This window comes from Nocardia sp. NPDC003183 (genome assembly GCF_053590715.1).
The window spans coordinates 43,745-56,473 of the sequence record NZ_JBSFTG010000005.1 but is presented as its reverse complement, the minus strand read 5'-3'; the positions used below and the strand labels follow the sequence as shown (position 1 = coordinate 56,473).

Sequence of the window (12,729 nt, the reverse complement as noted above, 5' to 3'; positions counted from 1 at the left end):
GTACTTCATCGACAGACCCCGAGGGCGGGCTCGCTCCGCCTGAGCTCGCCCATCGAATTCCTCCGAACCCAAAAGGTGATGCACACATGACTGTTCATACCCTCTGCCCGCTTCCGACTCGCGCCACCGACTCCCAGCTCGACGTCGCGGGCGAACTCCTTGCCCTGCTGGGTGAGGTGACGACTGAGCCGCGCACCAACACGCAACTGGAAGCGCTCACCTTGGCTGTGGCCGCCGACCTGCCGGTGCTGCTGTGGGGTGAGCCGGGCATCGGCAAGACCGCTGCCCTGACCCAGCTCGCGGAGTCCCTGGAACTGCCGCTGACCACGGTGATCGCGAGTGTGCACGAGCCGTCGGACTTCTCCGGCCTGCCGATCATCGGCGACGACCCCGCGACCCAGGGGGTGCCGATGGCGCCGCCGGATTGGGCGGTTCGGCTCGTGCGGGCCGGGCGCGGCCTGCTGTTCCTCGACGAACTGTCCACCGCGCCGCCCGCCGTGCAGGCCGCGCTGCTGCGCGTCGTTCTCGAAAGGCGGGTCGGCGCACTGGAACTGCCGCCGGGTGTGCGCATCGTCGCGGCCGCCAACCCACGCTCGTCGGCCGCCGACGGCTGGGAGCTGAGCCCGCCTCTGGCGAACCGATTCGTGCACCTGCAGTGGACTCACGAACACGACGTCGTCGTCCGCGGCCTCGGCGGAACCTGGCCACACGCGACCCTGCCTCGGCTCGCGGCCGAAAGCCTGCCGGAGGCGGTCGCATTCGCCCGTCGCGCGGTATGCACCTTGCTCGCGGCTCGGCCCAAGCTCGTGCACCAGATGCCTACCACCGAAACCCGGCGGGGCGGTGCCTGGGCGTCACCGCGGAGTTGGGAGATGACCGTGCGGCTGATCGCCTTCGCCACCGCGGCCGACGCGAGTCGTGATGTGCTGTCGCAGTTGATCCGCGGCACAGTCGGTGACGGGCCCGGTTTCGAACTGCTCACCAGCATCGATCGGATGGATCTGCCCGACCCGGAAGCACTGCTGGCCGATCCGGTCGCCGCTGAACTGCCGACCCGGGGCGACTTGCGTCAGGCCGTTCTCGACGGTGTGGTGGCCGCGGTGCGCAAACGGCCGGAGCGGGCTCGGTGGGACGCGGCTTGGTCGCTGCTGGTGAAAGCCGTGGAAACCGGAGCACCCGACCTGGTGGTTGTTCCCGCGACGACGCTGGCCACGCTGCGCCGCGAGAACTGGGAGGTGCCCGCGGCGATCGAACAGCTGGCCGGGGTGGTGGCGGTGTCGCAGAGTGCCGATCGCGCCGCGGCCCGCGTTGCCGTGCAGGCGGGCCGATGACAGCGGACGCCACCGGACTGGATTTCGGCAAGCTGTATGCCGCACGGCTGCAGGCGGTTTCGGCCCGCCCTTATCTGGCGACCGCTCTGTACGCGCTGCACATCGTCGAGTCGCCGAGGTCACCGACGATGGGCGTGGACAAACACTGGCGGTGCTACGTCTCGCCACGATTCGTCGACTACACACCGGTGGAAGAACTGGCTTCGATCCTGGTGCACGAGGTGTCGCACCTGCTGCGAGACCATCACACGCGCAGCGACCGCTACGCCCACGCCCACGACCTGACCGGTCCGGGGGAGCGGCTGCGCATGAACATCGCCGCGGACGCCGAGATCAACGACGACGCGTTCGGTGACGGGCTGGTCTGGCCCGAGGGCGCTGTGCTGCCCAGCACATTGGGGCTGGACCCGGGGCAACTCATGGAGGACTACCTGGGTCAGTTCCGCCTCGGGCGGCTGACCGAAGACATGGCGTGGCTCGACTGCGGCAGCGGCGCGGACGGATCGGACCGCGAATGGGAGCTGGGACCCGACGGCGCGGACGGTCTCAGCGAACAGCAGCGCGACGGCGTCCGATTCCTGGTGGCACAGGGCATCGTCGGGCGTCCGGGAGACGCGCCCCAGGGGTGGCGGCGCTGGGCGAAGGAGGCGTTGCATCCTTCCCAGCCGTGGCGGGACCTGCTCGGCGCGGCACTGCGCGCGGCCGCCTCGGCTCCCGGCGTCGGCGAGGACTACACCTACCGGCGCCCCGCCCGCCGCTGCACCGCACTGCCCGGCATCGTGTTGCCCAGCCTGCGTCGCACCCCACCCAAGGTCAGCGTGGTCATCGACACCTCGGGTTCGGTCAGCGACGACGAACTGGGCAGCGCCCTGCTCGAAGTCGCCGCCATCATCCGCGCCGTCGGCGGCCGCCGCGACCTGGTCACCGTGTTCTCCTGCGACGCGGCGGCGAGAATCGCCCACCCGCTGTGCCAGGCCGAGGGCATGACGCTGATCGGCGGTGGCGGCACCGACCTGCGCACCGGTTTCACCCAGGCCCTGCGCACCCGCCCGGACGTACTCGTCGCCCTGACCGACGGCCAAACCCCCTGGCCCTCCCACCAACCGGCCTGCCGAACCGTCGTCGGCCTCTTCCGCCGAGAACGCGCGTGGCGCCACGACGACCCGGACTACGTCCCGGACAGCCCACCCGCATGGGCGCGAGTGGTCGACATCGGCTGACGGGAGTCACCCAGCTAGTGGGCGCGCCGCGCCCGTACCAGCGGCGACACGAACATGAACGAGCCGGACAGGAAGAGCCCCGCGAGTGGGATCAGCGGGAGGTAGGAGATCCACACGATCGGCTCCGGTTGTGCCAGCGCGATCACCGTGGCGACGACGGTGACGACGAATACCACCGCGGACCAGCGATGCACCTGACGGACGCGACCGGCACTGTCGCCGAACGCCGACAGCGGGTGCGGTCCGCGCAAGAGCCGTACGAACATCGAGGCACCGGACAGGAACAGCCCGGCGAGCGGAACGAGCGGCAGGTAGACCACCCATTCGGGCCCGCTGAGCGACAATCCGAGCACCGTGATGAGCACGGCCGCGAGGAAGGTGACGGCGAGCACGCGATGAGTTCGCCGAACCCAGGTGATGTTCATCGCAAAACCCTTTCGTCGATCCATGGAAGACAATGCTGACACGGCGCCTACCTGGAAACTTCTCGATTCCTGATCGTTTCTCCCGCTGACCGCCGATAGCCGATCGACCCCATTTCAATCCGGCAATTCGTTGAAAGTATCAATCCCCGCGGGCCGCCGAACCCCTGCGAGACTCGTCGTGTGATCAGCGCGATTGTGCGAATTCGGTCCATCACCTACGAATCAGAGGGCGTGCTGTCCTTTGTGCTCACCGACCCCGGCGGCGCGCCACTGCCGCCGTGGGCACCGGGTGCGCACGTGGACGTCGTCCTGCCCGACGGCGTCGTTCGCCAGTACTCGCTGTGTGGCGATCCCGCGAATCGGGACAGTTATCGCATCGCGGTGCTGCTCGAGGAGCAGGGCCGCGGCGGGTCGGCGTGGATGCACGAGAACGTGCGGCCGGGCACGCTGCTGGAGATCCGGGAGCCACGCAACAATTTCCCGCTCACGCAGGCGGCGAGCTACCTCCTGATCGCCGGCGGTATCGGGATCACCCCGCTGTTGCCGATGATCCGCGAACTGCAGCAGCGCGGCGCCGACTGGCAACTGCACTACGGCGGCCGCACCGGCGCGCGGATGGCGTTCGCCGGCGAGCTGTCCGCCTATGGTGCGCGGGTTCGTCGCTACGCGCAGGACGACGTCGGGCTGATGCCACTGGCCGAGATTCTCGCGCCGGTGACCTCGGGCACGCTCGTGTACTGCTGTGGCCCCGAGCCGCTGCTGGCCGCGGTCGAGCAGCACTGTGTCGCGGATGCCTTGCGGGTCGAGCGTTTTCATCCGAAGGAGATCGCGGCCACCGGACCCGAGCGGACGAGCACCGTCGTGCTCAACCGTTCCGGCCGGACCATCGAGGTTCCGGCCGGGTCGTCGGTCCTGGACGCACTCGAACGGGCGGGCGCCGACGTGCTGTGGTCGTGCCGTGAGGGAACGTGCGCGACCTGCGAGACCACCGTGCTCGAAGGCGAAGTCGAGCACCGCGATTCGGTGCTCACCCCGGCTGAACAAGAGTCGGGCAAAACCATGATGATCTGCGTTTCCCGAGCGCGCACGGACCGTCTCGTGCTCGATGCCTGAAAGGTCGAAAACTGTGCACGATGTCATTGTTGTCGGCGCGCGCTGCGCCGGCGCCACAGTCGCGATGCTGCTCGCGCGGCGTGGCTACCGGGTGCTCTGCGTCGACCAGGCGCTGTTTCCCAAAGACGCCGTGTCGACCCACATGCTGCGGCAGAGTGGTCTGGCGCGGCTGCGGGACTGGGGCCTGCTCGATCGGCTGAAAGCCACCGGCTGCACGCCCATCCACTCGATCACCATGTCCTACGCCGACGCCCACTTCTCCGGCTTCTCCGACCCGATCGACGGTATCGCCGAGACCTACGCGCCGCGGCGCATCGTGCTCGACAAGCTGTTGCAGGATGCCGCCCGCGAGGCCGGGGTCGATCTGCGCGAAGGCGTCACCGTGACAGATCTGGTGCGCGACGGTGAGTTCGTCACCGGCATCGTCGGCCGCGACCGCGACGGCGAACCGGTGACCGAACACGCTCGCCTCGTGATCGGCGCCGACGGATACGCGTCCACCGTCGCCCAGCTCACCGGGGCTCAGAAATACGACGTGATCCCGGGGGAGACCTTCACCGCCTACTCGTACTGGTCCGGCCTGACCATGCAGAGCCAGTTGCGGATCGGCGACAAGCAGGCGGTCGGTGGCTGGCCGACCCACGACGGCAAGACGCTGATCTGGTGTGTGCAATACGTCGACCGGTTCGCGCCGTTCCGCGCCGATGTCGAGCGCAACTTCTCGTTGGCGTTCAAGGAAACCGCGCCCGACCTCGCCGAACTGCTCGACACCGGCGAACGCGACGAACGGTTCTATATCGCCCGCTATCCGGAGAACTTCTACCGCGAATCGCACGGCCCCGGCTGGGCGCTGGTCGGCGACGCCGGATATCACAAGGACCCGTTCACCGGCCTCGGGATCAGCGACGCGTTCACCTACGCCGACCTGCTCGCCGAGCGGGCGCACGAGGGGCTGTCGGCGGCGCGGCCACTCGACGAAGCGCTCGCCGACTATCAGGCGCAGCGGGATCGGTCGAGCAAGCCGATGTACCGGTTCACCTGCGAGTCCTCGCGACTGGTACTGCCGGACAAGCACGTCGAGGTGATGCGCGCGTTGCCGAGCAGCGCGAAGCACACGCAGCAGTGGTTCCGGATGATGGCGGGCGGGCTCAGCGGCCGGGACTTCTTCGCCGAGGACAACCTCGCCGCGCTGCTGAACCCGCAGGGTGCGCGATGACCGTGCAACCGTTCGGCACCGCCGGGATCTTTCGCGACGAGCACGGTATCGCGCACTACGCCGACCTGCCCGATTCCCTGGTGGACATGCTGCGCCACACCGTGCAGACGTGGCCCGAGCAGGAAGCCGTCGTCGAGATCGGTGGCGAGCGACTTTCGTACCGGCAACTGTGGGACCGGGCCGCCGCGGTCTCGGGTGGGTTGCGGGACAAGGGAATTCAACCGGGCGACCGTGTTGCCATCCTGTTGAACGCCGGAACGGAGTGGGTGGTCGGCTTTCTCGGAATCGTGCTCGCGGGTGCGGTTGCCGTGCCGGTCAACACCCGGTTCGCCGACCCCGAAATCGACTATGTCCTCACCGATTCCGACGCCGCGTTCAGCCTGCGGCCGAATGAGGCACTGCCCCAGGGCGATCCCTACGTCCACGAGGGTGCGGGTCCCACGGATCTGGCCGCGATCTTCTACACCAGTGGGACGACCGGACGACCCAAGGGAGCGATGACCACGCATCGCAACCTGCTGTCCACCGTGGAGAACGTGCGCCGGCTCGCCCACATCGCCGCCGACGAAGGCCCGACTCTGCGCAACCTGGTCTCGGTGCCGCTGTTCCACGTCACCGCCTGCAACAGTCAGCTGATTCCTCAGCTGGCCATCGGCGGCAGCACGATCATTCTGCCGCAGTTCAAGATTCAGGATTTCCTCCGCGCGATCGTCGATGAGCGGGTCACCTCGCTCACCAACACTCCCGCCATCTACTACCTTGCGTTTCGGCAGCCGAACTTCGCCGACTTCGATCTGAGCGCGGTGAACCGGGTCGCCTACGGCGGCGCGCCGGTCGCGCCCGCGCTGGTCGCCGAGATCGCCCGGCACTTCCCGAACGCGCGGCTGGCCAACGGGTTCGGTCTGACCGAGACCTCGTCCATCGCGACCTACCTGCCCCACGAGTGGGCCACCGAACACGCGGAATCGGTGGGGTTCGCCGCGCCGATCATCGACCTGGCCATCGACGCGCCCGATCCGGTCAGCGGAGTCGGCGAACTGCTCATCCGCGGCGCCACTGTCGTCGCCGGATACTGGAACAACCCCGCCGCCACCGCCGCGACCTTCGTCGACGGCTGGCTGCGCACTGGTGACCTCGCCCGCATCGACGAGCAAGGGCTGGTGTCGATCGCCGATCGGGCCAAGGACATGATCAACCGTGGCGGCGAGAACGTGTACTGCGTCGAGGTGGAGAACGCCCTGGCCGGCGCCCCGGGCATCGGCGAATCCGCGGTGGTCGGGGTGCCCGACGACATGATGGGCGAGAAGGTCGGCGCGGTGGTGGTGCCGGTCGAGGGCGTCGAGTTCGACGAAGCCGCCGTGCTCGACCACCTGCGCGAGCGGCTCGCCGATTTCAAAGTGCCCCAGTACTTCTCGGTGCGCACGGCGCCGTTGCCGCGCAACCCCGGCGGGAAGGTCGTCAAGACCGCGTTGCGGTCCGAACCGTTCAAGCCCGCCGGACGAGGGTGATGCTGGTCCGCCGCTGCTCGGCGAAGGCGTGGATGTCGTCGTCGGGCGCCAGATCCTCGGCGCGGTAACCGATCGTGCTGAGGATGGCGCCCTGGGCGATGTCGAAGACATCGGTGTAATACAGCGCGCGGCTGACCGTGGTGTAGGCCGGATCCGCGCCCCGGTCGGTGCCGGACAGGTTGACGTTCGCGGTGAACCAGCCCGCCCGCGCTGTGAGCAGCGTGGTGAGTACCCCGGCTGTCGCCTCGGGGACCCAGCTCCAATCCCAATCGTGGGGCGTGTTCCACGGTCCACCGAACTCGCGGGAGAGCGCGATGCCGGGCACACCGCGCGCTCCCGCCTCCTGGACGGCACCGTAGGTGCCGCTGACATTGAGTGTGGCGCCGATGTTCTCGCCCGCGTTCACACCGCTCAGGCACAGATCCACCGGCGCCAGGACCCCAGAGGTCAGCGCGAACACCACGCAGGCCGCCGGGGTCGACCCCACCTGAATCGTGGGAATTCCGGCGGTCGGCGCGGCCCACTCCCACTCCACCGCGACGCCACTGCGCCGGGACTGGCTCGCGCCCGACATCGGACCGCTCGGTGCTACCACCGTCGCGTCGATGCCGAGCGCCCGCACGGCTTCCGCTAACGCCAGGAGCCCCGGCGCGCGGTATCCGTCATCGTTGGTGATCAGCAGGTGCATCGAAAGCCGTTACCCGGGAGCCGGTGTCGGGGTCGAACAGGTGCAGCCGGTGCGCAGGGACGAACACCTGGATCCGCGCGCCGACGGCCGGAGCCGGATCGTTGGCGGGCAGCGTCACGGCCCAGCGACCCGATTCGCCGGTGCACTGCGCGATCTTGGAGTCGCCGGTGAACTCGACCAGCTCCACCACACCGTGCACGAGCAAGCCCGGGCCGTCGTGGTCACGGAGCGTGCCGTCACCGGGCCGCCAGCCCAGTGTCAGTTCGGCGGGAACGCCGGGGACAGCCTGGGGGAGCAGTACTTCCAGTCCGCGCCCGGTCATCTCGTCCCCGGCGTCGTTCATCGTCACCGTCGCCAGGTTCATCGGCGGGCTACCCAGGAACGTCGCGACGAACAGATCGACCGGTCGCCGGTACACCTGCGCCGGACTACCGACCTGCAACACCCGCGAGTTGTTCATCACCACCAGGTGGGTGGCCATCGACAAGGCCTCGAGCTGGTCATGGGTGACGAGCACGACGGTATTGCCGAGCTCGCGATGCAGTCGTACCAGCTCGACCCGGGCCTGCTGGCGCAGCTGCGCGTCGAGTGCGGACAGCGGCTCGTCGAGCAGCAGCACCTTCGGCTGCCGAACGATCGCCCTGGCCAGCCCGACGCGCTGACGCTGACCGCCCGAGAGCTGAGCGGGCTTGCGGTGGCGCAGTTCGCTCAGGCCGAGGCTGTCGCACGCGCCGGCCACCCGTCGTTCGATCTCGGTGCGGTCCAGCCCGGACTTGCGGTTGTGCTTGCCCTCGAGCCGCAGGCCGAAGGAGATATTGCGCTCGACGGTCATATGCGGGTACAGCGCGAAATCCTGGAACACCATCGAGACTCCGCGTCGTCCCGGCGCCACCTCGGTGACGTCGGCGCCGTCGATGAGCACCCGCCCCGCGGTGGGGGTGATCAGGCCGGACACCACGCCGAGCGCGGTCGATTTGCCGCAGCCGGACGGGCCGACCAGCACGGTCAGCGATTGTCCGGGCACATGCAGCAGGTCGACGTCGAGAGCCGGGCGGTCCTCGTCGTATTGCTTGGTGATGCCGTCGAGCACCACGCCGGCCGAGAGATCGAGCTCGGTGGTCAGCACCGGGGGCTCGCTCACACTGAGACTGGTCATGTCGATTACCGAACCCCTGAATGAAGGAAGGCGTCCGCGATCCGTCGCGACGCCAGGACATAGATCACGACGACCGGCAGCGAGGCCAGCATCGCCGCGGCGAGCATCGGTCCGTAGTCCGCGCTCTCCGGGCCGAGGAACAGCGCCAGACCCGGCTGGATGGTGGTGTCCTCGGGATCGGGCATCACCAGCAGCGGCCACAGGAACTCGTTCCACGTACTGATGAACAGCAGGATCGCCACCGCGCCCAGTGCCGGGCGCATCACGCCGAGGACCACGTGCCGCAGGACCTCCCACGAGGTAGCGCCCTCCAGTACGGCGGCGCCGATCAGCGATTGCGGCACCGACCGGATGTGGTCGCGCAGCAACAGCACCGCGAGCGCGCTGACGCCGAGCTGCGGGATGATCACCCCGATCGTGTGCCCCTGCCAGCCCAGTTTCGCGGTCATCAGGAACTGCGGGATGATCAGCGCCTGCGGCGGGATCAGCAGCGAAATGCCCACGGCCGCGAGGACGAAACCACGGCCGCGCGCCTTGTCGAAGCGCACCAGCGCGTAGGCGGCGGGCAGGGCGACGAGCATGGTCGCGATGGTGACGCCCGCGGCCATCACGAAGGTGTTCCACAGCAGCGTGCCGATCGGGAACTTGCCCACTGCCTTGTCGTAGTTCTCCAAGCTCGCCGGAAGCGGGATCGGATTCAGATCGAAGATGGTCGACACCGGTTTGAACGAGGTGGCCAAGGCCATCGCCACCGGGAACAGCATCAGCACAATGGCTGTGATCAGTAGCAGGTGTCTGCCGATCGCGTCACCGCGTCGCACGGAATCTCCTCGAGAGCAGGGTGTGAACGGTCAGCAGCAGCCCGAACGCGAGCGCGATGACGATGGCCGCCGCCGATGCGGTGCCCGCGTCGAAAAAGGTGAAACCGTAGGTGTAGAGCCGGTAGTAGACGTTGTCGGTGGCATTGCTGGGTCCACCTCGGGTGAGCACCCCGATATTGGTGAACAGCCACGGCCACACCACCACCATCGACAGCAGTCCGAGCAGAATGATCGGGCGTCGCAGCTGGGGCAGGATGATCGCGCGGGTGATCTCGCCCTCGGTGGCGTCGTCCAAGCGCGCCGCGTCGACGGTGCGGCGGTCCAGGTTCGCCAGCGCCGCGCCGAAGAGCAAGGTGTTGAGCGCCACCACTTTCGGGGCCGTCACCACCACGACGGTCGGCAGCGCGGTCGCGGGGTCACCGAGCCAATTGATCGGTTCCACCCCGGCGAACCCCAGTACCTGATTGAGGGTTCCGTACAGCGGGTCCAGGATGAACTGCCACGACAACGCGTTGGCCACCGGCGCGAGCACGACCGGCAGGAACAGCAGCATCCGGTAGAACTCGCTCATCCGGCCAGGGCGCTTCCACAGCGCGATGGCCAGCGCGCACGGCACCACCGTCGCGAACGGCAGCACGAACAGCGCGTACTTCAGGGTGTTCCAGGCTGCGTTGCCGAATTCCGGTTCGGTGAGCAGGGTTTCGTAGTTCTTCAGGCCGTTGAACGCGATGTCGGGTGACACCAGGTTCCAGTCGAGGAAGCTGAGTACCGCGGTGAACACGAGCGGCCCGTAGACCCACACGGTGATCGAGAGCATGGTCGGCGAGAAGTACAGCCAGGCGAGCCCGGTCGCGGCGGGGCGTTCGGCCACGCGCGCCTTCGGCGTGACCTCGGGGTCCTTGGTGAGCGTCATGACCGGGCTCGCGCATCGAGCAGCCGCCGGGTGGTGTGCAGGGCTTCCGCGTGGTGGCGGGCGTGGCGCATCTCGATGATGATCGCCGGGTCGTGCGGGAAGGGCGTCGCCAGCACCTCGTCCAGCGGGATCGTGCCCCAGCCGGGCGGCAGGTGCAGATCGCCCTCACCGAGGAGTTCGAGTTCGTACGGGTTCGCGTCGGGCTGGCGCGGCATCCGGCCGAAATTGTCGTGCAGGTGAATGTGGCCGACAACCGGGGCGACTTCGCGGATCGCGGCCAGGTAGTCGTAGTTCAGGTAGCCGGCCGACAGGTACGCGTGGCCGACATCGAGGCACATCGTCACCGCGGGGTGATCGATCTGGCGCACCTGCTCGGCGACCAGATCCAGCCGCATCCCGTAGGAACGGCGGGTGAGTACCGCGGGACCGGGCGCCCGGTTCTCGATCGCGATCGTGACCCCGCGCGCGCCGGATTCGTCGGCGAGCTCACGCAACATCGTGCGCTCGGTCGCCATGCCCTCGGTCAGTGCCGCACCGTCGCTGTAGAGGCTCGGCAGCACTCCGGCGTGGTAGACCAGCACCTCGGCGCCGATCGCGGCGGCGATCTCCAGATCCGCCAGCAGACCGAGTTGCTGCGAGGACGCGGACCCGGTGTCGAGCAGATTGCCGGTGCGTCCGGAGGAATGCCACGAACTGTGCAGGGTGAGCCGGACTCGGCAATCGGCCAGCGCGTCGCGTAGCGCCGCCAGCCGGGAGCGCTGCACCTGTCCGCCGATCACCACCCCGAGGCCGCAGCCACCGAGTTCGGCATAGCCGAACCCGGCGGTCGCGGCCTCATCGAGGAATTCGCGCATCTCCTCGAAATCGGAGCGTAGGAGCTGCTTTCCCGACCACGGATTGACCGTCAGGCCGATCTTGTTCGGGATCGCGCCGCCGTCGGTCGAACCGTTCGGCGGCGTGTGTGCGAATACCTGGTGTGACAACGGTGTCTCTCTTCGAGGGGGTGGTGGTCAGCGGAGGGTGCGTGAACTCAGTTGAGTCCGCGGATCTTCGCGGCGGCGGCGCGCAGGGTCGCCGCCGGGTCGGCGCCGCGAAGGACGATCGGTTCGACGGCCTCGTCCTGGAGGATGACGACGCCCTGGTTGGACTGCTTGCCCGGGAAGGCGGTGTAGGGAGCCAGATCGGCCATCTGCTTGACAGCCGAGCCGAGCCGCGGATCGGCCGAGGACTCCGCCGCGGTCCGCAGCGGCAGGTAGCCCATCTGCGAGGCGATGAGCTTGAAGCTCTCGTCGTTGGTCATGAACTGCACGAACTTCCACGCCGCCTTCGCCTTGGCGGCGTCCTTGGCCACGACCGTCAGGCCCGACCCGGAGAAGGTGGGGCGGGCAGGCAGGTTGTCGAAGGCGGGCAGCGGCGCCACCTGCAGGGCGAACTTGCCCTTGGCCGCCGCGTCGAGGGTCAGCAGACCGCCGCCGGTGGTGACCAGCATGCCGAGCTTGCCCGAGTTGAAAGCGCTTTGCGCGGAAGCGAAGTCGACCGCGGGCTGCACACCGGACTTGGTCAGATCCTGGATCGTCGACAGCGCGGTGATCACCGGGGCCGAGTCGACGGTGACTTCACCGCTGCTCGACACCAGTGCGCCACCGGCACTGTTGACCAGGGACTGGGTCAGGTAGTCGGACTTGCCCGGGTCGGCCGCCGAGACGTACACGCCCTGCGCCTCGGTCTTGTCCTTGATCGCCTGCGCGGCCTGCTTGAGCTGGGCCATCGTCTTGGGCGGCTGGGCGGGATCGAGCCCGGCCGCGGTGAACAGGTCGGCGTTGTAGAAGACCACCGGGGTGGCCATCATGAACGGCATCGCGACCGGCTTCTTGGCGCCGGCCACCGGGGTCGCCTTCAGCACCGACGGCACGAAGCCCGCCATGTGCTTGTTCCACTCATCGGTGCCGGCGACCTCTTCGAGCGAGCGCAGCGGCAAGGTCTGCGAGGCCTGCGCGACCTTGCTCCACCCGATCTGCGCGACATCGGGCGGGTTGCCCGCCACCACTTCGCTCTGGAGTTTGGTGAGCGCGTCGGCCGTCGGGACCGACTGCGGCTTGACGGTGATCTTCGGGTTGGCGGTCTGGAAGTCGTTGATCAACTTCTCGATGCCCTTGCCCAGCGGGTTGGTCTGTCCGTAGGTGTAGGACAGGAAGGTGATGGTCACCGGGTCGTCGGCCGCGACCGGGGCCGAGCTGTTCTGGCCGCAGGCCGCGAGCAGCGTGGTGACCGCGACGAGCACGATCCCCCATCCGGCCTTACGGCCGTGGTGGTGCGAGTTCATAACAGGCTTTCTGTG

The 12,729-nt window shown here is 68.3% G+C and carries 12 protein-coding genes; 5 read left to right on the top strand and 7 right to left on the bottom strand.

The annotated features are described in order from the left end of the window. Window positions 1–86 precede the first annotated feature (86 nt). Both ACWDXS_RS18570 and ACWDXS_RS18565 read left to right on the top strand, forming a co-directional pair. Window positions 87–1,331 carry an AAA family ATPase gene (locus ACWDXS_RS18570; RefSeq protein WP_449967126.1) on the top strand — a complete coding sequence of 415 codons (1,245 nt, stop codon included), beginning with the start codon at window positions 87–89 and terminating at the stop codon, window positions 1,329–1,331. Next, window positions 1,328–2,551, top strand: a complete 1,224-nt coding sequence (locus ACWDXS_RS18565; RefSeq protein ID WP_449967123.1) for a vWA domain-containing protein — start codon at window positions 1,328–1,330, stop codon at window positions 2,549–2,551. The genes ACWDXS_RS18570 and ACWDXS_RS18565 overlap by 4 nt, the downstream gene beginning before the upstream one ends. 14 nt (window positions 2,552–2,565) lie before the next feature. Here the strand turns inward: ACWDXS_RS18565 and ACWDXS_RS18560 are convergent, their stop codons facing one another. After that, window positions 2,566–2,976 (bottom strand): hypothetical protein, encoded by a 411-nt coding sequence (locus ACWDXS_RS18560; RefSeq protein WP_449967120.1) that lies wholly within the window; start codon window positions 2,974–2,976, stop codon window positions 2,566–2,568. A gap of 180 nt (window positions 2,977–3,156) precedes the next feature. Between ACWDXS_RS18560 and ACWDXS_RS18555 the strand changes: the two genes are divergently transcribed. From ACWDXS_RS18555 to ACWDXS_RS18545, 3 genes are read left to right on the top strand one after another with little or no spacing between them, the layout of a single operon-like run. After that, on the top strand, window positions 3,157–4,089 hold the full coding sequence (locus tag ACWDXS_RS18555) for a PDR/VanB family oxidoreductase (RefSeq protein WP_378988869.1): 933 nt from the start codon (window positions 3,157–3,159) through the stop codon (window positions 4,087–4,089). 13 nt (window positions 4,090–4,102) lie between these two features. Further along, a complete protein-coding gene (locus tag ACWDXS_RS18550) occupies window positions 4,103–5,305 on the top strand; it encodes an FAD-dependent oxidoreductase (RefSeq protein WP_378988871.1) in 1,203 nt (400 codons plus the stop codon). After that, a complete protein-coding gene (locus ACWDXS_RS18545; RefSeq protein WP_449967115.1) occupies window positions 5,302–6,813 on the top strand; it encodes a class I adenylate-forming enzyme family protein in 1,512 nt (503 codons plus the stop codon). Before ACWDXS_RS18550 ends, ACWDXS_RS18545 begins: the two co-directional genes overlap by 4 nt. Here ACWDXS_RS18545 and ACWDXS_RS18540 read toward each other — a convergent pair. Genes ACWDXS_RS18540 through ACWDXS_RS18515 form a run of 6 tightly spaced genes read right to left on the bottom strand, consistent with a single transcriptional unit; the run spans window position 6,791 to window position 12,714 of the window. Further along, window positions 6,791–7,501, bottom strand: coding sequence for a 5'/3'-nucleotidase SurE (locus ACWDXS_RS18540; RefSeq protein ID WP_449967112.1), 711 nt, complete (start codon window positions 7,499–7,501; stop codon window positions 6,791–6,793). The two genes, ACWDXS_RS18545 and ACWDXS_RS18540, sit on opposite strands and share 23 nt — an antisense overlap. Next, complete coding sequence (locus ACWDXS_RS18535; RefSeq protein ID WP_378988877.1) at window positions 7,476–8,657, bottom strand: ABC transporter ATP-binding protein; 1,182 nt, start codon at window positions 8,655–8,657, stop codon at window positions 7,476–7,478. The genes ACWDXS_RS18540 and ACWDXS_RS18535 overlap by 26 nt, the downstream gene beginning before the upstream one ends. Window positions 8,658–8,662: 5 nt before the next feature. Further along, complete coding sequence (locus ACWDXS_RS18530) at window positions 8,663–9,478, bottom strand: carbohydrate ABC transporter permease (RefSeq protein ID WP_449967109.1); 816 nt, start codon at window positions 9,476–9,478, stop codon at window positions 8,663–8,665. Beyond that, window positions 9,465–10,391 carry a carbohydrate ABC transporter permease gene (locus ACWDXS_RS18525; RefSeq protein WP_449967106.1) on the bottom strand — a complete coding sequence of 309 codons (927 nt, stop codon included), beginning with the start codon at window positions 10,389–10,391 and terminating at the stop codon, window positions 9,465–9,467. Before ACWDXS_RS18525 ends, ACWDXS_RS18530 begins: the two co-directional genes overlap by 14 nt. Beyond that, a complete protein-coding gene (locus ACWDXS_RS18520; protein ID WP_379313456.1) occupies window positions 10,388–11,374 on the bottom strand; it encodes a sugar phosphate isomerase/epimerase family protein in 987 nt (328 codons plus the stop codon). Before ACWDXS_RS18520 ends, ACWDXS_RS18525 begins: the two co-directional genes overlap by 4 nt. A gap of 47 nt (window positions 11,375–11,421) precedes the next feature. Next, window positions 11,422–12,714: an extracellular solute-binding protein gene (locus ACWDXS_RS18515; RefSeq protein ID WP_378988885.1), complete on the bottom strand. Its 1,293-nt coding sequence runs from the start codon at window positions 12,712–12,714 to the stop codon at window positions 11,422–11,424. Window positions 12,715–12,729 lie beyond the last annotated feature (15 nt).